We start from the raw sequence: 24490 nt of genomic DNA, 5'->3' as shown, positions 1-24490 counted from the left end.
CGGGGCCGGCAGCGTCATGGGTTCTCCTTGCCCTTGGACGGCAGCGCCGCGCGCAGGCTGTCCAGCGACAGGAAGTAGCCATCGGCGCCGATGCGCGTCAACGCCTGGCCCTTGGTCTCGCGCTGCTTGCGTTCCTTCACCAGCGGCGGGCAGGCGTGATCGTCGTAGTACATGATCATGCAGTCGAGGCACAGCATGCATTCCATCTGGTCGATCCTGCCCTCGCTGTCGATGGCGTGCGAGCCGCAGCCGGCGGCGCAGGCGTGGCAGGTGGTGCATTCCGCCTTGCGCTTCAGGCCGAACAGGCGGAACTTGCCGGGCAACGCCAGGCCGGCGCCCATCGGGCACAGGTATTTGCAGTACGGGCGCTCGCTGAACATCGACAGGCCGAGGATGGCGCCGATGAACAGCCAGAACGGCCAGGTACGGTTCCAGACGCCGACCAGGAAGGTGGTCTTGAACGGTTCGATTTCCGCCAGATGCTCGGCCGTCTCCATCGAGAACAGCGACACGCCGATCAGGCCGAAAAAGATGGCGTACTTGAGCCAGCGCAGCCTGTCGTGCAGCTTTTTCGGCAGCAGTTGCTGGAAGCGCTTCAGGCCGATGGCCGAGCCCAGCTTCAGCATCAGGTGTTGCAGCGAACCGAACGGGCACAGCCAGCCGCAGAACAGGCCGCGTCCCCAGAGCAGCACGGTAATGATGATGAACCACCAGAACAGGAAGATGAACGGATCGGACAGGAACAGTTCCCAGCGCCACTGGTTGATCAGCGCATGCAGCCAGGTCATGATCTGCGTGATGCTCGGCTGCGCCTTCAGGTAGAAGCCGATGAAGCCGGCGCTGATGAGCCACAGCAGCAGGCGCGGCCAGCTGATCAGCGGCTTGTGCTTGCGGCTGGAGGCGCGCACCAGGCGGTCGCGCTGCGCGTACAGCACGGCGGTGGCCAGCAGCGTCAGCAGGAAGAGGCCGATTTGCGGCATCCGGTCCAGCCAGATGTTCTGCCAAGCCGGGCGCGCCGTCACCACGGTCGGATGGCCGCCCTCCAGATAGCGGGCCGGCAGCCAGTAGGGCTGGTCGTAGTGGGCGAAGGTCTTGACGCCTTTGTTGTCGAGCTTGTTGACCAGCAGCGTCAGCGTCCACGGCCACGCCGGATTGAAGTGCTGCGAGCGGACGATGAAGATGCCGGATTCGCGGTAGTCCGGCGCGTCGGCCGGTTGCAAGTGGTACAGGTTGAGATAATCGGTGTCGCGGAAGGTGTAGGTTTCCGGGTCTTGCCGCACCTGGATGCGGTCATAGATGCCGCCGCGCACAAAGCCCGAGCCCTTGAACGAGGTCTGGCCGCTGGCGATGACGAAGATCGCGTGCTCGTCCGGCTTTAGGTCGCGCATCAGGCGCTGGTAGTTGTCCTCACCCAGCAGACTATTGCCCAGCGTCGGCGTGTTGAGGTAGCCGAAGTAGAGGTCGATGTAGTCGCCGCGCGCGCTGTCGGCGCCGACTTCGCGCGCCGAGATCGTCAGGCGGCCGAGCGCGCCCTCGTCGGCCAGCTTGCCCCAGTTGAGGCGCTCGTCGCGCGGCGTGAAGCGGGCCGGCGGGCGCGCCGCCGTGGTGAAGATGCCGACCTGGCGGCCGATTTCATAGGCGCTGCGCGAAATCACCTGATTCTCGGCGATGGCGGTCACGGTGGCGCCGCTGATCGCGTCCAGTCCGACGCTGCCGTCGCCGCCGCGGCCGATCTCCAGCTTGGCGTCGCCGCGCAGGCCGACGTACTGGTCGATGAACTTGAGCAGCGCGGATTCCGGAATGCCGGCCAGCAGAATCGGCTCGGAGTGCTTGATCACGCGCACGCCGGTGATGATGCCCTTGCTGTCCATGCCGATCAGCGTGATGACCGGCTTGCCGGAGTAGGCGGGGATGTCCACCACGTCGGTGGACAGGAACACGTAGCCGACCACCTTGCCGTCGGCGTCCAGCGCCTGCACGTACTGCGGCGAACCCAGGCGCTTGGAAAAGCGCTTCGCCAGCGGCATCACATCGGCGCAGGCGGCGTGGGCGCACAGGTCGGGACCGTGCAGCAGTTCAGCGGATAATTCAGCGTCGTAGACGGTGGCGCCGGCGATCGGCGCCGTCAGCATGGTCAGCAGCATTGCCAGCCGCGCCAACAGGGATTTTGAGATAAACGTCATGAGGATGCGCGATGCCGGCTGGTGACCCCGCCGGCATCGCCTTAGGTTACGACTCAGGCTTCAACCAGGAAACGGCTGCGCATTTCCAGGTGCAGGGCGTGGCAGAAGTGCGTGCAATACATCCAGAACGCCCCCGCGTGATCAGCCTTGAAGGTGACCGATTTGGTTTCCTGCGGATTGACGATGAAGTTGATGTTGTAGGTTGGAATGGCGCAACCGTGGGTCAGGTCTTCTACCTTGTCGTAGTTGGTCAGCGTGATGGTGACCTCGTCGCCTTTCTTGACCTTGATGACCGGCATGCTGTACGCCGGCGCCTGCGACATCAGGCGCACATGCACCTTGTTGCCTTTGCGCTCGATGCCGGCGGTTTCCGGCGTGACGGCGTTGGGGAAGTCGGTCATGTTGTAGATCTGGCGCGTCTTGACCACGTCGCGGCGGACGATGATGCCGTCGTGCGGTTCCGAGTAGGCGGTGTGGTCGGCCACCAGCTTCATGTTGGCGCCGCTGATGTCGATCAGCTGTTCCGTTTCCGGATGCAGCGGCCCGACCGGCAGGAAGCGGTCCTTGGAGAACTTGTTGCCGGAGTTCAGATACTTGCCGTCCGCCTGCGTGGTCTCGCCCATCGACGAGTAGTTGTGGCCAGGCTGATAATGGACGTCGAATTTTTCCAGGATGACCTTGGCGTTCTTGTCGCCCTTGAACTGGGCGATGGCGGCGTCCACATTCCATTTCACGGCCTGGCTGTCGAGGAACAGCGAGGTATAGGCGTTGCCCTTGCCGTCGAACGCGGTGTGGAGTGGGCCGAGGCCGATTTCCGGTTCCGCGACCACGGTGTCGCGCGGGTCTTTGACATTGCCGTCGAACCATTGCAGCACTTTGGCCAGTTCGATGACGGTGGCGGTCGGCGACAGCTTGCCTGAGCAAACGAAGTACTTGCCGTCCGGGCTGGCGTTGACGCCGTGCGGGTTCTTGCCGACCGGGACGTAGCAGCTGATCGCGGTTTTCGGATCGGCGTTGGCGGTTTTGCGGCCATCGACCACCGGCACTTTGGAGCTGCCGATGGTGGTGTACTTGCCGGCCTTGACCAGCGCTTCCACGCGCTCGATGTGCAGGAACACGCAGGCGTCGCGCTCGGCGGCCATCATGCCGTTCAGGTCGGCGGCGTTCTCGACGTTGTACTGGTTGCAGGCGGCCAGCTTGCCATCGTAGGACGTGGCGCACAGGTCCATATTGCCATCGACGCGCACTTGCCACATCACTTCCATGGTTTCGGCGCTGACGCAGCTGAACAGCGCGCCCCATTTGCTCGGATCTTCCAGGTCGCGGCCGTCGTTGGGCAGCGGGATGTGGAATTCGGCGCCGCAGAACACGCGGGTGGTGTAGTCGATTTTCGGATCAACCGGGTCGCGCTTGTCCGGGAAGATGCCGTGGAAGCCGGCCACGTTCGGCAGCTCGGTGATCTTGTCGGTTTCCATCGTGTCCATGCGGATGCGGGCCACGCGCGAGTGCAGCTTGTCGTTGATGAACAGCCAGCGGCCGTCATAGGTGCCGTTCTTGTAGCTGCCGTGCACGTGGTGGGTGTCGCCGGTGGTGTATTTCAGCGAGCCGTCGGGCTTGGTGCCCATGATGGCTTTCGACTCGTTGGTGATGCCCCAGCCGACCATGCAGTCGATGTTGAACACCGGGATGCGTTTCAGTTCGCGGCCGGACGGCAGGCCCAGAATGCGCGCCTCGCCGGAGTGGCCCGAGCTGATGAAGGCGTAGTAGTCATCCAGCTGGCCCGGGGCGACTTCGCCGCCCTTGTGCGCGGCGGGCGCGGCGGCGGTCTTGCCGCCGGCGGTGGCCTCATCCTTGCAGCCGGCCAGGCCCAACGTGACGCCGGCCAGGCCCAGCGCGGCGCTCTTGCCCAGGAAGCCGCGGCGGGTTGACGGCGTGTCGTTGGTGGTATCTATCTTCTTGCTGTCCATCGGTTGCTCTCCATCGTTGCGAATTTTTTCAACACGCATTTTCAATGCATCTTTTAGAAAAAACGATGATGTGGATCAAGCATTTCCGGACAGGTCCGCGGCGTGGGCCGCGGACTTGATCCAGGCGATGGTTATGGGCGCGCGATAAAGAGGCTGGAGTCGATGGTGAAGGAATCGTCGGCTTCCACGGCGAAGTAGCGGCGGGTTTCCTCGGGCGCGTTGCGCAGCAGGCTGCGGATCGCGGTGACGCGCTCGGCTGGCGTGCGCATGCGGGCGGTCCATTCATCAAATTGCATGCGCAGTTTCCAGCCGTAGCCTGGTTCGCTGCTGAAGCCGGCCTCGCTCAGCATGTGCGTCCATTCGGAGCGGCGGTAGTCGCGCACATGCGAGGCGTCGCGCAGCAGCTCGACCGCCTGCAAGGTGGTGTCATGCAGCGGTGTTTCCGGCGCGGTGATGTCGATGATGACGAACACGCCGCGCGGCTTGAGCACGCGCCTGACTTCGCGCAGCGCGGCCGGCACGTCCAGCCAGTGGTGGGCGGAGAAGCGCGTGATCACCATGCACATCGAGGCGTCGTCGAATGGCAGGCTGGCGACGTTGCCTTGCCGCGTGACGAGGTTGTGGTGGCCGCGTTCACGCGCGGCGTCGGCGACCACGTTCAGCATCTCCGGCGACAGGTCGTAGGCGGTGACGGATTCGGCCACCGGCGCCACCGCGAAGCTGGCGTGGCCGGCGCCGCAGCCGAGGTCCAGCACCACCGGCCGCTTCGGCAGGCTGGCGGCGATGTCGCGCAGCCGCGTCAGATCGGCGCCCTGCGCGTGGACCGTGCTGGTGAGATAGGCGCTGGCGGTATTGCCGAACTGCTGGGCGACCACGGCTTGCTGTTGCATGATGTTTTCTCCAAAAAGTGGCTGAGTCAGTGCAGAATAGGCGGGTTTTTATCCTGTAACAAGACAAGGATTTATCCTGGTATAAGGCAGCACTATGCAAAGCAAGCTTGGCGAATTCATCCGCGCTCATCGGGAGCGCACCACCCCGGCCAGTGTCGGCCTGCCCGCCGGCGGGCGGCGCCGCACGCCGGGGCTGCGGCGCGAGGAACTGGCGCAGCTGTGCGAGGTCAGCCCGACCTGGCTGACGTGGCTGGAGCAGGGCAGGGGTGTGTCGGCGTCCGGCAAGTTGCTGGCGCGGATGGCCGAGGTGCTGCACTTGAGCGCGGCCGAGCGTGGCTATCTGTTCAGCTTGGCCGAGCGGCTGGACGTGCGCCACGACGGCGACGCCGCCGATGCCGGCGAGCCGTTGGGCGAGATCGTCGCGGCGATCGACGGCCCCGCCTACATCCTCGACCGCCAGTGGGACGCGCTGGCGTGGAACGAACACGCGGCCGCCTTGTTCGGCGGCTGGCTGGATGTGGAGGAGACGGCGCCGGCGTCACCGAATCTGTTGCGCTTCATGTTCCGCAATCCGGCCGCGCGCGGGTTGATCATCGGCTGGGAAGAGCGCGCGCGCCGCCTGGTGGCGGAATTCCGCGCCGACATCGGCAAGCATGCCAGCGAGCCGGCACTGGCGGCGCTGATCGCCGAATTGTCGCAAGACAGCGAAGCGTTCCGTGCGTTGTGGACCTCGCAGGACGTGGTCAACCGCGAAGGCGGTCTGCGCCGTTTTCTGCATCCCCGCGCCGGCGAGCTTGGCTTCAACCAGATCACGCTGCACCTGGCCAAGCGTCATGATCTGAAGCTGGTGATGTTGTTGCCGACGAGTTAGCAGAGCGCAATAATGCTATTCAAGCTTGCGCGAATGCAAGTGGCGCGATCTCGGATTTTGAATGGTACGCTTCCTTGATGCTTATTGACGTGCGCGCGCTCAATCATTTATTTTTAACCGTTTGGCAATATAATGGCAGCGACGGCGCGCCATGCGCCGTGCTGGTTCCGGGCGTCGCCACAAGACGCCTTGTCGGCCCGCCCGGGGCCTGTTGTCACGGAGTGCTCTCTGTCCAATCGTCAAGAAAATCTGCACAGCATCTATGCGATGCTGACCGCCGTCGCCATGTTCTCCTTCATGGATACCACCATGAAGCTGTTGTCCGCCCACTATCCCGCGATGCAGGTGACGGCGCTGCGTTCGCTGAGCTCGCTGCCGCTGCTGTGCGGCTACATCCTGTACCGCCGCGCGTTCAAGGGCATCTTGCGGGTGCGCTGGCCGATGCATCTGTTCCGCGCGGCGCTGGGCATCTGCATGCTGACCACGTTTGCTTTCGGCCTGCGCTCGCTGTCGCTGGCCGAGGCGTATTCGATTTTCTTCATCGCGCCGGCGCTGATTACCGCGCTGTCGGTATGGGTGCTCAAGGAGCGGGTCGCCGCTGGCCAGTGGGTGGCGATCGTGGTCGGCCTGCTGGGGGTGCTGGTGGTGCTGCGTCCGGAAGGCACGGGCTTTCTGTCGCTGGGCGGCCTGGCGATTCTGGCGGCGGCCGCCTGCTACGCGGTGTCGGCCATCAGCGCGCGCATCCTGGCGCGCAGCGACAGCACCGAGTCGATGATGTTCTGGCTGCTGACGCTGATGGCCGCTGGCTCGGTGGCGCTGGCGTGGAACAACTGGGTGCCGGTGCGCGCCGAGCACGGCTGGATATTGTTGGCGCTGGCGCTGTCCGGTTTCTTCGGCCAATTGGCGATCACCAAGGCCTTCAGCACCGGCAAGGCGTCGATCGTGGCGCCGTTCGAGTACACGGCGCTGGCCTGGGGCGTGGCGATCGACTGGTTGCTGTGGCAGGCGCTGCCGGACGGCTACACGCTGCTGGGGGCGGGCATCATTATCGCCAGCGGCATCTATCTGGTGCGGCGCGAGGCGGTGCATGTTGAAGCTGAGCACCCTTAATCACAGTTCGCTATAATCGTCGGATGTTAAAACAACGCACTATCAAAGAACTGGTCCGCACCACGGGTGTTGGCCTGCACTCCGGCACCAAGGTTGAGCTGACCCTGCGTCCGGCCGAGCCGGATACCGGCATTGTGTTCCGCCGCGTCGACCTGTCGCCGGTGGTCGAGTTCCCGTCGAGCGCGATGGCGGTGGGTGATACCCGCATGGCGTCGGTGCTGGTCAAGGACGGCGCCCGCGTGTCGACCGTCGAGCACCTGATGTCGGCCTGCGCCGGCCTCGGAATTGACAATCTGTACATTGAGGTGAGCGCCGAGGAAATTCCGATCATGGATGGTTCGGCCTCGTCCTTCGTATTTTTATTGCAACAGGCGGGTGTGCTGGAGCAGCCGGCGGCGAAGAAATTCATCCGCGTGCTGAAGCCGGTGGAAATCCGCGAGGGCACCGGCGACAAGGAAAAGTGGGCGCGCCTGCTGCCGCACGACGGCTTCAAACTGGACTTTTTCATTGAATTCAACCACCCGGCGGTGGATGGCACGCAGCAGCGCGCCCAGGTCGATTTCGGCGACGTCTCGTATGTGCACGACGTGGCGCGCGCCCGGACGTTCGGTTTCATGCAGGACGTGGAAATGCTGCGCGGCATCGGCCTGGCGCGTGGCGGCTCGCTGGAAAACGCCATCGTGATGGACGAATACCGCATCCTGAACTCGGACGGCCTGCGCTATGAAGATGAGTTCGTGCGCCACAAGATCCTCGACGCGATCGGCGACCTGTATCTGGTCGGCCACCCGCTGCTGGCCAGCTACGAGGCGCACAAGTCGGGCCACGCGCTGAACAACCAATTGCTGCTGGAGTTGCTCAAGCATCCGGACGCGTATGAAATCGTCACGTTTGAAGATAACGAGACCGCGCCACCGTCCTACATGCGCCAGATGGCGCGCGAGTGGGCGCTAACTTAAACCCCGGTGTCAGGTCTGACAAAAGCACACGGGCTCAACTGCTACGCAGTTGAGCCCGTGTGCTTTTGTCAGACCTGACACCGTTTTTAGCGGCGCAGGCTGGCCAGCGGGGGCGCGGCCTGGTGGGTGTAGGTGGTCAGTTCCCAGCTGTCGCGGCTGTACAGGCGGCCCTGGGCGTCGCTGTCCTGCTGCTCCAGCTTGACGTAGTGGTTGAGCGCCGGCACGAACCAGACGGTCTCGCTCAGGTGGCCACCGGGCGCGCTGCCGTCGGCCGGACCGTAGTCGGCATGGACGAAGATTTTCAGCGCGTCGAACTCGCCGGCCGGCACCCGCACTTTTTCCCAGTCCAGCACCTTGCCCTTGATCTGGTAGCGCAAGTGCTTGCCGGCCTTGTTGTTGTCGCCGACCACCTCGCTGCTCCATTCCTTGCCCGGCGTCAGCGGGAAGGCGTAGCGCGCGAACGAGGGGGCGAAGTGCATGCCGCCGCGCTCGATCGGGTTCATCTCGGCGCTGAACAGCTGGGTGCTGATCAGGGCGCCACTGGCGGCGCGCTTGATCGCCATGTGCACGCCGGCCTCATCGATGGACGCTACCTCCATGCGGTTGATGTTGCCGGTGTTGCCTTTCCACACATCGGTGTATTGATATGTCCACGAATCCCCCACGGCTGGCGCCGGGGCCGACACCGCGTCGTGATCGCCGGCCCGCGCCAGCGCGCATGGCAGGATGAAACAGAGCACTGCAAACGAACGTTTGAAAGTCATGCTGTCTCCTTATTGTGTATTGTTCATTGACTATATAACCAACATGTCGGCATAGCTAGCCGCGGTGCAGCATCAAAAGCTGAAAAAGCCTTTCATATCGTGGAATCCGCATGGTGGGGTGCCGCATGATTTTTTTCATTTTTTAAAAAGGCATTTCGTATCAAGAAAAATGGTATCTATCTCTTTGAAAAACAAGGAATAAATTTAAGTTATATGTCTTATATAAGACTTTGTGCAACGCATCAGAATGGCCTACTATGTAGTCATGCGGTTGTGCTTATTTCGTGTTTTTCTTTAGGAGATTAAAATGTCCCAATATCAAGATGACATCAAGGCAGTCAGCGTTTTGAAAGCGCAGCAAGGTTCCGCCTGGAACGCCATCAATCCCGAATCGGCTGCCCGCATGCGCGCGCAGAACAAGTTCAAGACCGGCCTGGACATTGCGAAATACACCGCCCAGATCATGCGCGCCGACATGGCCGCCTACGATCTGGACCCGTCCAAGTACACGCAGTCGCTGGGCTGCTGGCACGGCTTCATCGGCCAGCAAAAAATGATCTCGATTAAAAAACACTTCAACAGCACCGACCGTCGCTACCTGTACCTGTCGGGCTGGATGGTGGCCGCGCTGCGCTCCGAGTTCGGCCCGCTGCCGGACCAGTCGATGCATGAGAAAACCGCCGTCTCGGCGCTGATCCGCGAGCTGTACACCTTCCTGCGCCAGGCCGACGCCCGCGAGCTGGGCGGCCTGTTCCGTCAGCTGGACGCCGCCGCCAGCGCCGCCGACAAGGCCGCGATCCAGCACAAGATCGACCACCACGTCACCCATGTGGTGCCGATCATCGCCGACATCGACGCCGGCTTCGGCAACGCCGAGGCGACCTATCTGCTGGCCAAGCAGTTCATTGAGGCGGGCGCCTGCTGCATCCAGATCGAGAACCAGGTGTCGGATGAAAAACAATGCGGCCACCAGGACGGCAAGGTCACGGTGCCGCATGAAGACTTCCTGGCCAAGATCCGCGCCATCCGCTACGCCTTCCTGGAGCTGGGCGTGGACGACGGCATCATCGTCGCCCGCACCGACTCGCTGGGCGCCGGCCTGACCAAGCAGATCGCCGTCACCAACGCGCCGGGCGACCTCGGCGACCAGTACAACGCCTTCCTCGATTGCGATGAAGTGTCGGCTGACGCGCTGGGCAACGGCGACGTCATCCTCAAGCGCGACGGCAAGCTGCTGCGGCCGAAGCGTCTGCCGAGCAATCTGTTCCAGTTCCGTCCCGGCAGTGGCGAAGCGCGCTGCGTGCTGGACTGCATCACCTCGCTGCAAAACGGCGCCGATCTGTTGTGGATTGAAACGGAAAAGCCCCACATCGGCCAGATCGGTGGCATGGTCCGTGAAATCCGCAAGGTGATGCCGAACGCCAAGCTGGTGTACAACAACAGCCCGTCGTTCAATTGGACGCTGAACTTCCGTCAGCAGGTGTACGACGCCTGGAAGGCGGAAGGCAAGGACGTGTCGGCCTACGAGCGCGCTCAACTGATGAGTGCCGAGTACGACGCCACCGACCTGGCGCAACAAGCGGACGAAAAGATCCGCACCTTCCAGGCCGACGCCGCGCGCGAGGCCGGCATCTTCCACCATCTGATCACGTTGCCGACTTATCACACGGCCGCGCTGTCGACCGACAACCTGGCCAAGGAATACTTCGGCGACCAGGGCATGCTGGGCTATGTGGCCGGTGTGCAGCGCAAGGAGATCCGCCAGGGCATCGCCTGTGTCAAGCACCAGAACATGTCCGGTTCCGACCTCGGCGACGACCACAAGGACTACTTCAGCGGCGATGCCGCGCTGAAGGCGGCCGGCAAGGACAACACGATGAACCAGTTCTAAGCTTCATTCGCCCGCTGCGGCGGGCCTACCAGGTGCTGCCATCGCCGACCGGACCGACATTCATCCGGGCGGCGATCGCCACCGGCAAAGCCACGTCGTACCACGGCGAGCCGCCGGTCCGGTGGCGAATCGAGGCATAATCGTCGACGTAGATGATATTGATCTGCGGATCGCGCAGCGCGTTATAGCAGACCCCGGCCCAGCCGCGGCCCGGTCCGCAAAACAGATCGAGCAACTGCGGATTGGTGACCTCCCGCGCCGCCGTCAGCGGCTCCCAGGTGGTGCTGACCGAGAACTGCGGCGTCAGCGTCCACGACAGCAGATGCAGTGTCCCGGGGACGCCGCCGACCGCGTTCGCTCCCCAAAATCCTGGATTGAATGGTTGCGTGGTGTAGGCATAGTTTTGCCGCGCCCGCAGCTTGTTCAACTGATCCGAGCGTATCCCTCCCAACAGCACCTGGCCCAGCGCCTGCTGGTCATCGACACGACCACGGTTGGAATACTGGTCGAACAATTGAATCGGATTGGCTGGCGGCGCGTATTTCGGCGTCAGCACGAAGAATCCCGGCATGCCGAGACCATGGTGTCCGGCCGGTGGCGTAAACGGCAGGCCGGCGACGTAAGGCTCCTGCGGCGTGTCCAGCGCACCGTCGTACAGGATCAGCACGCGCGAGCGCATCGCCGCCCCGGCCATCACTGCTGGTGGCACGGTGCCGCCTGGGGCCGGCTCGGCCAGCAACTGCCAATAGGGTGCCGCGAAAGCATGGATGTCGCTCTGGGTGTAGGGCACCAGGTAACGCGACAGGCTGGCATTGATCGCGTCCACCAGGTCGATATGGTCGTCCAGCGTGAACTTGTAGAAGTGCGAGAAGTTCAGGATGATCAGTTCGCGGTCCGAGGACGCGAGACTGTCCAGGTATTCCCTGACCTGGTTCAGGATGCCATCGGCGCCGGTCAGTTTGCCGCCCCAGTAGGCCAAGCCGTGGTAGGTCCAGAAGTCGTTGTTGTGGCGCGCCGGCCGCAGGTCGAAATAGCGGATACCGCCAGCCAGCTGATGGAAGATGTCCTGCGTCTGTGTGGCCGACAGCACGTTGCTGACAAGCTGGTTGCGATAGCAGCCGGAGTCGTGCGTGCCTGGCAGCGTGATCTGGCTCAGCGGACGCTGCGGAAATGCCGGCAGCGGCGCGGTGGGCACGTCGCTATAAAAGAGCTGGGTCATCCAGGGCATGATGGTGTCCTTGGTGGCGGTGGTACAGGATCAGGTCGATGCATCCGGTGTTTGCGGGCCGGGCACGTCCGCCAGCGCCGCATCGGCCGCTTGCATGGCGGCGTTGGCCAGGCTCTGCGCATCGGCCACCGCCTTGGCTTGCGCGTCGGCGGCCTGCTGCATGGCCGCGTTCATCGCCGCCAGATCGGCTTGCATGGCGCTGTTGACCTGCGCGATGGCCGCATCGACCTGTGCCTGCGCGGCCTGCATGGCGATGGCGGCGTAGTCGGTCGGTGATGGTGCCGGCGCAGGTGCCGGCGTTGGCGCGCCGTTGGCGGCGGCTGGTTTCGGGCTGGGGCGGGCGTTGGTCATGATGGCTGCTCCGTTGGGTTGAGGTTTTTCAGCGCGCCGAACTGGCGCAGCGACAGAATGCGATTGGCGTTCACGAACAGTTGCGCCTGCTGGTCAGCGCTCTGCAAGTTGAAGCTCAGGCTGGCGCCATCCTGTTCCAGGCGCCAGTCCTTGAGTTTGTTGGTGCTCAGGAAGGCTTGGGCGGCGTTCATATAAAGCTCGAACAGACGTGCAGCATCGGCGCCGGCTTCTGTCGTGAAGATGGTGTTGGTGACGATTTGCAGCACTGCTTGCGAGAGCCGTGAGAAGCCGATCTTGTAGCCTTGCGTCAGCAACTGGTGCATGCGCGCTTCGACTTCTGCCGGCGCCAGCAGGCGATCCGGCAACTGCGGCGCCTCCAGCGCGCCAAACGCCAGCGGCAGCAAAGTTTGCAGCGCCTGGTTGGCCAGCTGGGTGCGGGTGTCAACGTCATCGTTGAGCGCCTGCACTTTCTTGCAGTAGGCCAGATAGAAATGGTAGTAGTCGCCGAACTCCGCCACAGTGCGCGCCTGTTCGATTGCCCACGCGGCGGCTTGCTGGCATACCTGTGCTGCGTCGTTGGCCTCCTGGCCCAGTTGCGCAGCCGCCAGATGATACAAGGCGATACGGTCGTTGAAGTCGGTGGCCACGAACACCGGCGCGTCCTGCACGCCGAGCTGTTGCAGGAAATCGCTTACCGCGCCGAGCTGGCTCGCGGTGAGCAGATGGTTGGCCGCTAATATGCTGTGCGCCTGCTGTGCGACAACCTCGCCGGCATCGCCGGTTTCCACCTGGCCCAGTACGCGCAGATTATCCAGGCCCAGCGTCATCAGTTTGACCGGGCTGACCCACAGTCCCAGCTTGGGCAACAAGGTCATTGGCGAACCGTGCAGTCCCAGCTGCACTTCGGCCAGCAGGCCGGCTTCATCGGCCAGCTGGTAGTTGGCCATGGGATTGCGCATTGCCCAGCCCAGCCATTGCGGGCCGCCGTCGATATACGCCAGCGTATGATTGGTGATCTCGGACAAGCTGCTGCGCCTGTCGATGATTTTCTTTGCAACGTTAACAGTCATGATGTCGGCTCTTTCACATGGCGGCGCGTCAGCCCGCGGGGTAGGCCTTGATGACCGCGGCGGCGGTGTTGCCGACGTTGCCGAATTCGGTGGTCGCCTGGCTGATGACGTTTTGCGCGGCGGTGATCACCTCGACATATTTCGGGTCCTTGGTGGCCAGCAACTGCGCCATCGCCACACCGATCGCGGTGGTGGCGATGGTGGACAGATTGCGCATGGTGTCGGCCGAGTCCTGTACCGCGATGGCGGTCGATTGCGCCACCGACTGGTAAGCCTTGCCGGCGCCGCTGGTCATGACCACTTGCGGCGCCATGGTGGCCAGCTGGATGTTGTTGATGGTGTCGATGACCTGTGCGTTGGTGTTGTCCATGACGGTTCCTTAAGGGGCCGGCGTCGGCGTCGGTGTGGGCGCGGGGGCTGGTGTTGGCGCGGGCGTCGGTGCGCTTGCCGCCTGGGCCAGGCTGTGCAGATCGGTGGCGGCTTCCTGCGCCAGCGCGCCGGAAGCGCTGGCCATGCCTTGCAGCGTGGCGATGGCGGCATTGCCCTGGGTGTAGGCGTCCATCACCGCCGCTGCGCCGGACGGCGAGGGCGATGGGCCAGGCAGCGGCTGCACCACGGGCGGCGGCGCCGGCGCTGGCGGAGGCGGCGCCGGTGCGTGGGCGTTCAGCATGCGCGCGCAGGCGGCCGTCACGGCGGCGGAATTCAGCATGCCGGCGTTCTGCTGGCGGTTGACCGCGTTGTACATCGCCATGCCCAGCGTTTCCAGCATGACCGTATCGAGCATCGCAAACGCGTGCGCGGGCGTTTGCCCGGCCACCATGGCGCTGACGCTGTTCGCGTTGTCGATGATTTGATCGTTGACAGTACCGGGGTCGTTCATTTTGGATTCGCTCCTAGTTTAATTATCAGGACCAGTGTCTGCGACATGGCCGTAGTGGCCAACACTTGCCCGCGCTGCTGATTGGCCACGGCGTTTTGCATCGACAAGCCGATGCTGTCCGCCATGGCCAGGTAAGTCATGTCCATGGCCGCCGAAGGCGCAAGCCCGAGGCTCAGCGGTGTTGTGATCACCACTGCGCCCCTGGTTCAGCAGCCACGCCCGGATTAACCCAAGCCCAGCACCTGGCCGGTGGCAACGCCGGCCGAGGCGGTGTCGATCGACAGCATGGTGGCGACACCTTGCGTGGTCGAGGTCTGCATGGTGACGTAGGATTGCTGCTGGTTGTTGGTGGCGTTGTGCGCCGCGTTGGACAGTGCCTGGCTGGTGGCCAGGAACAGATTGCCCATCGCGACGGCGGGCGCATCGCCCAGCACCTTGGTGTTCACTTGCGAAACCGAGTCAGTGATCTGGTTATTGACTGAGGTTGGAAAAGCCATGGTAATTCCTCCTTATTGCGGTTGGATGAAAAAACCTCGGTTGGGATAGCACTCAGGCTCCGAGGATAGCCTTGGTGGCTTTGGCGCTTGCCGCCGTATCCAGCGAATACAGCAAGGCGACGCCGGTCGCCGTCGCCGCCTGCGCAGTGATGTACATTTGCTGCTGCGCGTTGGTGGCGTTGTGTGCTGCGTTGGCCAGGGCCTGGGCGGTGGCCTGATACAGGTTGCCCATCGCAATGGCGGGTGCGGTGGCCAGGACTTGCAGATTGCTTTGGGTCACCGAGTCGGTGATTTGATCGTTGACCGCAGTAGGAAAGGCCATTTCGATACTCCTTGTGATTTAAGGCTTGCTGCTACCTCATCAGTCAGGCGCCCAGAATGGTCTTGGTGGCCATGCCGGTGGATGCCGTGTCGACCGAGTACAGCGTGGCCACGCCCATGGTGGTGGCGGCTTGCGAGGTGACGTAGCTTTGCTGTTGCGCGTTGGTGGCGTTGTGGGCGGCGTTGGCCAGTGCCTGTGCGGTGGCCTGGAACAGATTGCCCATCGCAATGGCCGGGGCGTCGCCCAGTACCTTGGTGTTGGCTTGCGTGACCGAATCCGTGATTTGGTTATTGACTGCGGTTGGGAATGCCATGAGTTCCTCCAGTTAGGGACGTTGAAAAATATGCGCGGTGCCGGGATTAGCCCAGGCCGCGGACGCCGGTCGGCGACAGGATCGTTTTGGTGGCGACACCCGTGCTGGCGGTGTCCAGCGAGTACAGCGTGGCCACACCCATGGTGGTGGCGGACTGCGAGGTCACGTAGCTTTGCTGCTGCGCATTGGTGGCGTTGTGCGCGGCGTTGGCGAGCGCTTGCGCGGTGGCCTGGAACAGATTGCCCATCGCGATGGCTGGCGCATCGCCCAATACCTTGGTATTGGCCTGGGTAACGGAGTCGGTGATTTGATCATTCACTGCAGTGGGAAAAGCCATGGTTGTTTCTCCTCGGGTTGGTGTGAGAACAGCACGGTTCATTAAAGTGCTACGCGTTGATCCGTCGACAAATAGTAATCATGGAAGCCTGATCGCAATTGGGCTAAACGACGGAAAACATAGGCTAGACGATGGTCCGCATGCGCCTATTTTTGTGCGCGGCGCAATTCGCCGGGCGCGTGGCCGACGATCTGGCGAAAGCATTTCTGGAAGTGGCTAAAGTCGTTGAAGCCGACACTTAGCGCCACCGTGGTGACGCGCAACGGCGGCAGTTCCAGCAGCAGTTGTTGGGCGTGCGCGATGCGCACGCGCTGTAGAAAAAGTTTGAAGGAGATGCCGAGATGATCGCGGAATAAAAAGCGCAGATGCGATACGCTGACGCAGGCTTGCTCCGCCAACTGCTCGGCTGAGATCGCCTCGCTGTAGCGTTCGCGAATGAAGAGCAGCGCGCGCCGCAAGCCCACCGGCAGGTGGTTCAGCGCTTGCACCTCGTGCTCTTGCAAACAGCGCACCCAGTACTCCGGACTGCGCGGTGCATGGATTTCAAACGGCGGATTGCGGGCCGCGATGGCGACCGATTCCTGGAGTGCGTTCATCAGATTTTCCTTGCTGGAAGAGATAGCGATTGAGGGAAATCACTCTATGCTTCAGCAGGAAACTCTTTCTTCCCGAAACCTTCCTTCGCTTAAGTCCTTGTTTACAAAAGGCGATATGGCTTAGGCCGTGGCTTGCATGGACGATGCCGGCTTACATCAGGATGACGTCGTACTGTTCCTGATGGTAGGCATTTTCAACTTGCAGCGAGATTTTCTTGCCGATGAAATCGCCCAGCATGGCCAGGTGTTGCGACTCTTCTTCCAGGAACATGTCGACCACTTCCTGGGATGCCAGAATGCGGAATTCTCGCGGGTTAAATTGTTTGGCCTCGCGCAATAGTTCACGCAGGATTTCGTAGCAGATGGTGCGCGAGGTTTTTACCTGGCCCTTGCCGCTGCAGGCCGGGCATGGCTCGCACAGGATGTGCGCCAGCGATTCGCGGGTGCGCTTGCGCGTCATCTCCACCAGCCCCAGCGCCGAGAAATTGCTGACCGAGACCTTGGTGCGGTCGCGTGACAGCGCCTTCTTCAACTCGCCCAGCACCGCGTTGCGATGCTCGGTGTTCTCCATGTCGATGAAGTCGAGGATGATGATGCCGCCCAGATTGCGCAGCCGTAGCTGGCGCGCGATCGCGTGCGCCGCCTCCAGGTTGGTCTTGAAAATGGTGTCGGCGAAATTGCGCCCGCCGACGAAGCCGCCGGTGTTGACGTCGATGGTGGTCATCGCCTCGGTCTGGTCGACGATCAGGTAGCCGCCGGACTTGAGGTCGACGCGCCGGCCCAGCGCGCGCAGGATCTCTTCCTCCACGCCATACAGGTCGAACAGCGGCCGCTCGCCGGTGTAGTGGTGCAGCCGTGGCAGCACGCCCGGCGTGTAGGCCTGGCCGAAGGCCTGCAGGTTCAGATAATTCTCGCGCGAATCGACCTGGATGGTGGCCGTCTCGTCGTGCACGAAGTCGCGCAGCACGCGCTGGGCCAGGCTCAAGTCCTGGTGCAGCAGCGTGGTGGCCGGCCTGGTGCGGGCGCCGTGGGTGATCGCCGCCCAGGTCTTGCGCAGGTAGTCGACGTCGGCGGCGATGTCGGCGTCCGACGCGTCCTCGGCCTGGGTGCGGATGATGTAGCCGCCTTTTTCGTCCTTCGGCAGCAAGCTTTGCAGACGTGTGCGCAGCGCCTCGCGCTCGGACTCCTTCTCGATTTTCTGCGATACGCCGATATGCCCGTCCTGCGGCAGATACACCAGCATGCGGCCGGCGATCGAGATCTGCGTCGACAGGCGCGCGCCCTTGGTACCGATCGGGTCCTTGATCACCTGTACCGTCAGCACCTGACCGTCGAACAGCAGTTTTTCGATCGGCGTCGGGGCGGCGTTGGCGCCGCCGTCGTGGCTGCGCGCCTCCCAGATGTCGGCCACGTGCAGGAAGGCCGCGCGTTCCAGGCCGATGTCGATGAAGGCCGACTGCATGCCCGGCAGCACGCGCACCACCTTGCCGGAATAGACATTGCCGGCCAGCCCGCGGGTGAGGGTGCGTTCGATGTGGAGTTCCTGCACGGCGCCTTGCATGATGAGGGCGACGCGGGTTTCCTGCGGGGTGATGTTGATCAGGATATCTTCGTTCATGCCCCGATGATACACGGCGGGCGTCGGCGACGCCACCAGGGTGGTTATGGCAGCGGCAGGCCCGCCTGACGCAGCAGTTGCACGGTCTCGTAGATGGGCAGGCCCATGATGCCGGAATGGCTGCCGGCGATGTGCTCGATGAAGGCGGCGGCCGGGCCCTGGATGCCGTAGGCGCCGGCTTTGTCGTAGGGCTCGGGCGTGGCGCAGTAGGCGGCGATGGCGGCCGGCGACAGCACGCCGAAGCGCACTTCGGACACTTGCGTGATCTGCGCCGCGAAGTCGGCCGACTGCACCGCGATGGCGGTCATCACCTGGTGGTTGCGGCCCGACAGCTGTTGCAGCATGGCGCTGGCCTCGGCGGCGTTGGCCGGCTTGCCGAGGATGGCGCCGTCGATGGTGACGGTGGTGTCGGCCGACAGCACCGGGCGCGGCGTCATGCGGCGCTTGATCACCAGGTCGGCCGCGAAGGCCGCTTTTTCCTTTGCCACCCGCGCCACATAATCGAGCGGCGCCTCGCCCGGCAGCACCTCTTCGGTGACGTCCGCGCCGCGCGGGCCGTCGCTGCGCAGCAGCAGCAGTTCGAAATCGATGCCGACCTGGCGCAGCAGCTCACGGCGGCGCGGACTTTTGGAGGCGAGGTAAATCTTCTTGTCGACAGGCTTCATTCAGCTTAAACGCGGTGATAGGGGTGGTTCTGCGTGATGGTCCAGGCGCGGTACAGCTGCTCGGCCAGCATCACCCGCACCATGCCATGCGGCAGCGTCATGCTGGAAATGCGGATCAGACCCTCGGCGCGCGCCTTCAAGGCCGGATCGAGGCCGTCGGCGCCGCCGATCAGAAACGCGGTGTCGCGGCCGTCCTGCTGCCAGGTTTCGAGCTGCTGCGACAGGCCGACCGAGGTCAGATCCTTGCCGCGTTCATCGAGCGCGATGATGCGCACCGATTTCGGCAGCGCCGCCTCGATGCGCTCGCGCTCCAGCGCCATCGCGGTGGCGGCGGTCTTGCTGCCGGAACGCTCGACCGGCTTGATTTCCTTCAGCACGATCTTCAGTTCCGGCGGCATGCGCTTCACATACTCGGCGTAGCCGCTTTCGATCCAGGCCGGCATCTTGTGGCCGACCGCAGCGATAATCAGCTGCATGCCGGATTACTCTTCGGTTTTTTTGATGCGCTTGATGACGGTCTTGGCTGGCGCCGCGTCGTCCGCTTTCGGCTTGGCCGTGCGTGGCTTCGGCGTGGCTTTCAGCGCCTTGATGGCGGCCACGGTGGTCTTCGGCGCGCCGACCTTGATCTTCTTGCCGGCGGGGACGGCGGCTGGCTTGGCGGCGGCTTTTTTGGTCGCGGCGGTGGCGGTGGTCTTGGCGGCGGCTGGCTTGCGCGCAGTGGTCTTCTTCTCCACCACCGGCGTGGCGGCCGGGGCTTTTTTACCGGCGGCCAGGTGGCTGCTGATCTTCTTCGGTTCCGCTTCTTCCGCTTCCTTGGTGCCCTTGCGCTTGGCGGCGCCCAGTTTCACCGGCTTGTCGCCCCAGATCTCTTCCAGGCGGTAGTAGGCGCGGATCGGTGCCTGCATGATGTGGACGATCATGTCGCCCAGGTCGACCAGCACCCATTCACCGGTGTCCTCGCCTTCCATGCCGTAGACGTCGCCGCCGGCGGCCTTGACCTTGTCGCGCACCGAGGCGGCCAGCGCCTTGGTCTGACGGTTGGAGGTGCCGGAGGCGATCGCGATGCGGTCGAACAGGCTGGTGAGGTGGGTCGTGTCGAACAGGACGATGTCTTGGGCCTTGACGTCTTCGAGGGCGTCAACGACCAGGGTTTGCAGTTTTTTGATGTCCATTAGCTTTTGTATAGATGATGTTGTTCAATATAGTCTAGCACTAGCGGCGGGATAAGCGAGTCTGCCTTCTCCCCCCGTTGTAATGCCGCACGTATCTGGGTGGCGGAAATATCCACCGCGAAGTCTTGTGCCAGATAAGTCAGACCATGCGGCGTGTTACGGATTTGTTCGGGCGTTCCCAGTCGGCTGGAAAACGCCTGCGCCACCGCCGGCGGCAAGCCGGCGGTGGCAAGGTCATAGCCGGGGCGGGCCGCCACGCAAATATGTGCGTAGTCGAATAGCGCCTGCCATTGATGCCAGGTGTCGAGCCGCTGCAGCTGGTCGGCCCCCATCAGGAAACTGACCGAGGCTATGGGCCCCAATTCGCCGCGCACATTGCGCAGCGTATCGATGGTGTACGTGGGCAGCCCTTGGGCGCCACGGGCGATTTCTTGCAGGTCGACCGCCACGCTGAACGGGCGGCCGGCGAACGCCAGCGCCAGCATGTCGGCGCGCTGTTGCGCCGACGCCTTCAGTGCGCCTTTCTGCCACGGCATGCCGGTGGGGATCACGCGCAACTGGTCGACTTGCAGCAGCGCGGCGAAATACTCGCCCAGCGCGACATGACCTCGATGCACCGGATCGTAGCTGCCTCCCAGCAGTGCGGTTCGGTAGACCATCAGCACGCCACCGTTATGCGGCGAGCCAGTCGCGATGCGGCAGGAAGTCGGTGTACAGCGCCGCCTCCGGCGAACCATCCTCGGGTTCCCAGCGATAGCGCCATTTGACGATCGGCGGCATCGACATCAGGATCGCCTCGGTGCGGCCGCCCGACTGCAGGCCAAACAGCGTGCCGCGGTCGAACACCAGATTGAATTCGACATAGCGGCCGCGCCGGTAGGCCTGGAAGTCGCGTTCGCGCTCGCCGTAGGGCGTGTCCTTGCGCGCTTCCAGAATCGGCAGGTAGGCGGTGATGAAGGCGTCGCCCACGCTGCGCACCATGGCGAAGCTTTGCTCGAAGCCCGCCGCGTTGTAGTCATCGAAGAAGATGCCGCCCACGCCGCGCGCTTCCTGGCGGTGTTTCAGGTAGAAGTACTCGTCACACCATTGTTTAAAGCGCGCGTGCAGGTCGTCGCCGAACGGGGCGAGGGCGTCATGGCAGGTCTGGTGAAAGTGCTTCACGTCCTGCTTGTCGCCGTAGTACGGCGTCAAATCCATGCCGCCGCCGAACCACCATACCGGCTCGCCGGCGCTGTTGGTGGTGCTGAAGAAGCGCACATTCATGTGCACCGTCGGCGCATACGGATTGCGCGGATGGATCACCAGCGATACGCCCATCGCTTCCCACGGATTGCCGCCGATGTCCGGGCGGTGCGCCGACGCCGACGGCGGCAGCTTGGCGCCCAGCACGTGCGAGAAGTTGACGCCACCGCGCTCGATCACATTGCCTTCTTCCACCAGACGCGAAATCCCGCCGCCGCCCTCGGCGCGCTGCCACTCGTCGCGCAGGAAGGCCTTGCCGTCGATGGCTTCCAGCCCTTGCACGATGCGCGCTTGCAGGTCGAGCAGCCAGGCTTTGACCGCGGTGGGATTCGGTTGGTCCGTCATCTTAGTGCTTCAGACCGCGCCAGCCGATGTCGCGGCGGCACTGCGCGCCTTCGAAGTGGATCTGATCGACCACTTCGTAAGCTTGTTTCTGCGCCAGCTTGATGCTGTCGCCCAGGCCGACCACGCACAGCACGCGGCCGCCGGTCACCTGCAACTGGCCGTCCACCTCGGCGGTGCCGGCGTGGAAGGTCACCGATTCCGGCGTTTCGGCCGGGATGCCATCGATCACCGCGCCTTTTTTCGGCGTGTCCGGATAGCCTTCGGCGGCCAGCACTACGCCCACGGCGGTGCGGCGGTCCCATTCCAGTTCCACCTGATCGAGCGCGCCGTTGACGGCGTGTTCCATCACGCCCAGCAGGTCGGTCTTCAGGCGCGCCATGATCGGCTGGGTTTCCGGATCGCCCATGCGGCAGTTGAATTCCAGCGTGCGCGGATTGCCGGCGGCGTCGATCATCAGGCCGGCGTACAGGAAGCCGGTGAAGACGATGCCGTCCTTGGCCATGCCGGCGATGGTCGGGTTGATGATCTCGCGCATCACGCGCGCGTGCATCGCCGGCGTGACGATCGGCGCCGGCGAGTAGGCGCCCATGCCGCCGGTGTTCGGGCCTTCGTCGTTGTCTTTCAGGCGCTTGTGGTCCTGGCTGGTGGCCAGCGGCAGCACATTTTTGCCGTCGCACATGACGATGAAGCTGGCTTCCTCGCCGGCCAGGAATTCCTCGATGACGATGCGCGCGCCGGCGTCGCCGAAGCGGTTATCGGCCAGCATGTCGTCCACCGCGCGGTGCGCCTCTTCCAGCGTCAGCGCCACCACCACGCCCTTGCCGGCGGCCAGGCCGTCGGCCTTGATGACGATCGGCGCGCCGTTGGCGTCGATGTAGGCGTGTGCCGGCGCCACGTCCGAGAAGGTCTGATAGTTGGCGGTCGGGATGCCGTGGCGCTGCATGAAGGCCTTGGCGAAGTCTTTCGACGACTCCAGCTGCGCCGCCTCCTTGGTCGGGCCGAACACTTTCAGGCCGCGCGCGCGGAACAGGTTGACGATGCCGCCGGCCAGTGGCGTCTCCGGACCGACCACGGTCAGGCTGATGCCTTCGGTTTCGACGAAGTTGGCCAGTTCGTGCAGGTCGGTGATATTGACGTTGACCAGGCGCGAATCGCGCGCGGTGCCGCCGTTACCCGGAGCCACATACACCATCTGGATGCGCTCGGACTGCGCCAGTTTCCAGGCCAGCGCATGTTCACGGCCGCCGGAGCCGACTACCAAAATTTTCATAAGTCCTCAGTCTTCGATCAGGGTGTTGGAATACACTTCCTGCACATCGTCCAGCGCTTCCAGCGCATCCAGCAATTTCTGCATCTTGACCGCGTTGTCGCCGGTGACGGCGATTTCGACGTCCGGCTTCATGATGATCTCGGCCACTTCGGCCTTGAAGCCCTTGGCTTCCAGCGCGTCCTTGACGGTGGCGAAATCGTGCGGGCCGCACAGCACTTCAATGCCGCCTTCGTCGTCGGTGAGCACGTCCTCGGCGCCGGCTTCCAGCGCCGCTTCCATCAGCGCGTCCTCATTGGTGCCGGGGGCGAACAGGAACTGGCCGCAGTGCTTGAACATGAAGGCCACCGAGCCCTCATTGCCCATGTTGCCGCCGTTTTTGTTGAAGGCGTTGCGGACTTCGGCCACGGTGCGCACGCGGTTGTCGGTCATGCAGTCGACGATGATGGCCGCGCCGCCGACGCCGTAGCCCTCGTAGCGGACTTCCTCGTAGCTGGCGCCGTCCTCGCCGCCGGTGCCGCGGGTGATCGCGCGTTGCACGTTATCCTTCGGCATATTGGCGTCGGCCGCCTTGTCGATGGCGAGGCGCAGACGCGGGTTCGACGTGACGTCGCCGCCGCCCATGCGCGCAGCAACGGTGATTTCCTTGATCAGGCGAGTCCAGATTTTGCCGCGTTTCGCGTCAGTTGCTGCCTTTTTATGCTTGATGTTGGCCCATTTGCTGTGTCCAGCCATGTTCGGTCTTCCTTCGGCGGTGTATCGATTGGTAATCGTTGGAGAATGCGGTGAGGGCGGTATTCTAGCATAGCGGCCGGCTCAGAATCTTTTCCATCACCTCCGGCAGACCGATTTGCGTCACCCAGTCGCCGAATCGGCCAACCGTGATGATGGTGCTGTTCTGGCGGTCGATCGGCACCCATTCCGGATTATTCTGGCGCATCAGGGCGATCACCGGCACCCGCACCGCGTTTGCCAGGTGCATCACCGCCGTTTCCACCGTCACGATCAGGCTGCACAGGCTGAGGATGGCCGGCAGCTGGAAGAAGTTGTCCTCGGCCGAGAACAGGTGGGTGGCGGGCGGCGCCTCGCTGGCGTACAGCGCCCGCGCGTGCTGCAACGCCTCCGGCACCACGTTGACCACAAAGCCGGCGTCGCGCCACTGCGGATGGTCGCGCAGCGCGCGGATCAGCGCGAACACCCGTTCCAGCGGCCAGCAGCGCTCCTCGCCCTTGGAATAGGCGTTGATGAACACCACCGGCGCGCCGGAGGCCAGGCCCCAGGCGGCGAACTGGCCGCGCGCGTAGTCCATCCAGCGCTCGGGAATGTCGATCGTGGGATAGCGCTCGGCCGGTGCGATGGCGACGCCGAAGGCGCTGGCGAACCATTGCGCGTAGATGTCGCTGACATGCGGCACGTCGCGCTGCTGCGATTCGTACAGCGGGATGGTGGCGTCGAACTTGCGGATGCTGAGCCGCTTCGACAGTTCGAAGAAGCGGTACTTCTGCTTCGTCAGGCCGACGATGAAGCCGCGCGGGCTGATCTCGCGCGCCAGCCGCGCGTAGCGGTGGCAGGCCATGTGGGTCAGCGACACCACCAGCGGATAGTCCTCGCGCTGTGCCTCGGCGATCGATTGCGCGTGCAGGTCCGGGCTGTAGTTCTGGTCATACAGCTGGTCGATGCAGGGACTGGCGCGCAGCCAGTCGTACAGCGAGTAGTTCTTCAGGTGCGGCCACTGCGCCGGGTCGTCGGTGCGCCGGCGTTCGTCGACCCACAGGTGGATGGCCAGGTGCGGGTGCGCGCGCTTGAGGGCGCGGAAGCACATCTGCATGTAGGTGAAATCGCCGATGGCCATGTGGGTGATCACCAGCACCTTGGTGGCCCGGGCGAGCAGGGAGGGAGAAATCAGTTGTGTCATCAGTCAGATCTTGCGCTAGTTAAACCATGTTAACGCC

General features: G+C 63.6%; 28 protein-coding genes. 4 read left to right on the top strand and 24 right to left on the bottom strand.

Going from position 1 to position 24490, the window contains the following annotated elements; all coding sequences use genetic code 11:
• Positions 1-14: 14 nt before the first annotated feature.
• From GTP44_RS05005 to GTP44_RS04995, 3 genes are all read right to left on the bottom strand, one after another.
• Positions 15-2183, bottom strand: a complete 2169-nt coding sequence (locus GTP44_RS05005) for a NosR/NirI family protein (protein ID WP_161018576.1) — start codon at positions 2181-2183, stop codon at positions 15-17.
• A gap of 53 nt (positions 2184-2236) precedes the next feature.
• The gene (gene nosZ, locus GTP44_RS05000; RefSeq protein ID WP_160989475.1) at positions 2237-4150 is read right to left on the bottom strand and encodes a TAT-dependent nitrous-oxide reductase; all 1914 of its coding nucleotides are present in this window, start codon (positions 4148-4150) and stop codon (positions 2237-2239) included.
• A gap of 131 nt (positions 4151-4281) precedes the next feature.
• Positions 4282-5040 (bottom strand): class I SAM-dependent methyltransferase, encoded by a 759-nt coding sequence (locus tag GTP44_RS04995; RefSeq protein WP_161018575.1) that lies wholly within the window; start codon positions 5038-5040, stop codon positions 4282-4284.
• Positions 5041-5134: 94 nt separating this feature from the next.
• Here GTP44_RS04995 and GTP44_RS04990 point away from each other — a divergent pair, with 94 nt between their 5' ends.
• From GTP44_RS04990 to lpxC, 3 genes are all read left to right on the top strand, one after another.
• Entirely contained in the window at positions 5135-5911 is a 777-nt protein-coding gene (locus GTP44_RS04990; protein WP_161018574.1) for a helix-turn-helix transcriptional regulator, read from the top strand.
• Between the two features lie 267 nt (positions 5912-6178).
• Positions 6179-7021 carry a DMT family transporter gene (locus GTP44_RS04985; protein WP_161018573.1) on the top strand — a complete coding sequence of 281 codons (843 nt, stop codon included), beginning with the start codon at positions 6179-6181 and terminating at the stop codon, positions 7019-7021.
• A gap of 23 nt (positions 7022-7044) precedes the next feature.
• The gene (gene lpxC, locus GTP44_RS04980) at positions 7045-7980 is read left to right on the top strand and encodes a UDP-3-O-acyl-N-acetylglucosamine deacetylase (RefSeq protein WP_161018572.1); all 936 of its coding nucleotides are present in this window, start codon (positions 7045-7047) and stop codon (positions 7978-7980) included.
• Between the two features lie 86 nt (positions 7981-8066).
• Here lpxC and GTP44_RS04975 read toward each other — a convergent pair whose 3' ends face one another.
• A complete protein-coding gene (locus GTP44_RS04975) occupies positions 8067-8744 on the bottom strand; it encodes a DUF3108 domain-containing protein (protein WP_161018571.1) in 678 nt (225 codons plus the stop codon).
• 307 nt (positions 8745-9051) lie between these two features.
• Here GTP44_RS04975 and GTP44_RS04970 point away from each other — a divergent pair, with 307 nt between their 5' ends.
• Positions 9052-10635, top strand: a complete 1584-nt coding sequence (locus GTP44_RS04970) for an isocitrate lyase (protein ID WP_161018570.1) — start codon at positions 9052-9054, stop codon at positions 10633-10635.
• A 25-nt stretch (positions 10636-10660) separates the two neighbouring features.
• Here the strand turns inward: GTP44_RS04970 and GTP44_RS04965 are convergent, their stop codons facing one another.
• The 20 genes from GTP44_RS04965 to GTP44_RS04870 all read right to left on the bottom strand — a co-directional run bounded on the left by GTP44_RS04965 (position 10661) and on the right by GTP44_RS04870 (position 24453).
• Positions 10661-11863 (bottom strand): PI-PLC domain-containing protein, encoded by a 1203-nt coding sequence (locus GTP44_RS04965; RefSeq protein ID WP_161018569.1) that lies wholly within the window; start codon positions 11861-11863, stop codon positions 10661-10663.
• A gap of 30 nt (positions 11864-11893) precedes the next feature.
• Positions 11894-12214 carry a hypothetical protein gene (locus GTP44_RS04960; RefSeq protein WP_161018568.1) on the bottom strand — a complete coding sequence of 107 codons (321 nt, stop codon included), beginning with the start codon at positions 12212-12214 and terminating at the stop codon, positions 11894-11896.
• Positions 12211-13284: a hypothetical protein gene (locus tag GTP44_RS04955; protein WP_161018567.1), complete on the bottom strand. Its 1074-nt coding sequence runs from the start codon at positions 13282-13284 to the stop codon at positions 12211-12213. The genes GTP44_RS04960 and GTP44_RS04955 overlap by 4 nt, the downstream gene beginning before the upstream one ends.
• A 28-nt stretch (positions 13285-13312) precedes the next feature.
• A complete protein-coding gene (locus tag GTP44_RS04950) occupies positions 13313-13654 on the bottom strand; it encodes a hypothetical protein (protein ID WP_160989465.1) in 342 nt (113 codons plus the stop codon).
• Between the two features lie 9 nt (positions 13655-13663).
• On the bottom strand, positions 13664-14164 hold the full coding sequence (locus GTP44_RS04945; RefSeq protein ID WP_161018566.1) for a RebB family R body protein: 501 nt from the start codon (positions 14162-14164) through the stop codon (positions 13664-13666).
• Positions 14161-14355, bottom strand: a complete 195-nt coding sequence (locus GTP44_RS04940; RefSeq protein WP_371867145.1) for a RebB family R body protein — start codon at positions 14353-14355, stop codon at positions 14161-14163. The genes GTP44_RS04945 and GTP44_RS04940 overlap by 4 nt, the downstream gene beginning before the upstream one ends.
• Before the next feature lie 33 nt (positions 14356-14388).
• On the bottom strand, positions 14389-14661 hold the full coding sequence (locus GTP44_RS04935) for a RebB family R body protein (protein WP_160989463.1): 273 nt from the start codon (positions 14659-14661) through the stop codon (positions 14389-14391).
• A gap of 52 nt (positions 14662-14713) precedes the next feature.
• Entirely contained in the window at positions 14714-14983 is a 270-nt protein-coding gene (locus tag GTP44_RS04930; RefSeq protein ID WP_160989462.1) for a RebB family R body protein, read from the bottom strand.
• 43 nt (positions 14984-15026) lie between these two features.
• Positions 15027-15296, bottom strand: coding sequence for a RebB family R body protein (locus GTP44_RS04925; protein ID WP_160989461.1), 270 nt, complete (start codon positions 15294-15296; stop codon positions 15027-15029).
• Between the two features lie 46 nt (positions 15297-15342).
• Positions 15343-15633 (bottom strand): RebB family R body protein, encoded by a 291-nt coding sequence (locus GTP44_RS04920; RefSeq protein WP_160989460.1) that lies wholly within the window; start codon positions 15631-15633, stop codon positions 15343-15345.
• 146 nt (positions 15634-15779) lie between these two features.
• Positions 15780-16229, bottom strand: coding sequence for a helix-turn-helix domain-containing protein (locus tag GTP44_RS04915; protein ID WP_161018565.1), 450 nt, complete (start codon positions 16227-16229; stop codon positions 15780-15782).
• Positions 16230-16380: 151 nt separating this feature from the next.
• A complete protein-coding gene (rng, locus tag GTP44_RS04910) occupies positions 16381-17847 on the bottom strand; it encodes a ribonuclease G (RefSeq protein WP_160989441.1) in 1467 nt (488 codons plus the stop codon).
• Positions 17848-17891: 44 nt separating this feature from the next.
• Positions 17892-18512, bottom strand: a complete 621-nt coding sequence (locus GTP44_RS04905) for a Maf family protein (protein ID WP_161018564.1) — start codon at positions 18510-18512, stop codon at positions 17892-17894.
• Positions 18513-18517: 5 nt separating this feature from the next.
• Positions 18518-18988, bottom strand: a complete 471-nt coding sequence (gene rlmH / locus GTP44_RS04900; protein ID WP_160989439.1) for a 23S rRNA (pseudouridine(1915)-N(3))-methyltransferase RlmH — start codon at positions 18986-18988, stop codon at positions 18518-18520.
• A gap of 6 nt (positions 18989-18994) precedes the next feature.
• The gene (gene rsfS / locus GTP44_RS04895) at positions 18995-19684 is read right to left on the bottom strand and encodes a ribosome silencing factor (RefSeq protein ID WP_161018563.1); all 690 of its coding nucleotides are present in this window, start codon (positions 19682-19684) and stop codon (positions 18995-18997) included.
• Complete coding sequence (locus GTP44_RS04890; RefSeq protein ID WP_161018562.1) at positions 19684-20343, bottom strand: nicotinate-nucleotide adenylyltransferase; 660 nt, start codon at positions 20341-20343, stop codon at positions 19684-19686. The genes rsfS and GTP44_RS04890 overlap by 1 nt, the downstream gene beginning before the upstream one ends.
• A 13-nt stretch (positions 20344-20356) precedes the next feature.
• Positions 20357-21271: an oxygen-dependent coproporphyrinogen oxidase gene (hemF, locus tag GTP44_RS04885; protein WP_161018561.1), complete on the bottom strand. Its 915-nt coding sequence runs from the start codon at positions 21269-21271 to the stop codon at positions 20357-20359.
• Position 21272: 1 nt separating this feature from the next.
• A complete protein-coding gene (gene purD, locus GTP44_RS04880; RefSeq protein ID WP_160989435.1) occupies positions 21273-22541 on the bottom strand; it encodes a phosphoribosylamine--glycine ligase in 1269 nt (422 codons plus the stop codon).
• 6 nt (positions 22542-22547) lie between these two features.
• Entirely contained in the window at positions 22548-23273 is a 726-nt protein-coding gene (locus GTP44_RS04875; protein ID WP_160989434.1) for a YebC/PmpR family DNA-binding transcriptional regulator, read from the bottom strand.
• A gap of 64 nt (positions 23274-23337) precedes the next feature.
• Positions 23338-24453 (bottom strand): glycosyltransferase family 9 protein, encoded by a 1116-nt coding sequence (locus tag GTP44_RS04870; protein WP_229256789.1) that lies wholly within the window; start codon positions 24451-24453, stop codon positions 23338-23340.
• Between the last annotated feature and the right edge of the window lie 37 nt (positions 24454-24490).

Origin of the sequence: Duganella lactea (genome assembly GCF_009857505.1) — a bacterium.
In the GTDB taxonomy this organism is placed as follows: domain Bacteria; phylum Pseudomonadota; class Gammaproteobacteria; order Burkholderiales; family Burkholderiaceae_D; genus Rugamonas; species Rugamonas lactea.
This window is presented reverse-complemented; position numbering and strand designations above follow the sequence as displayed.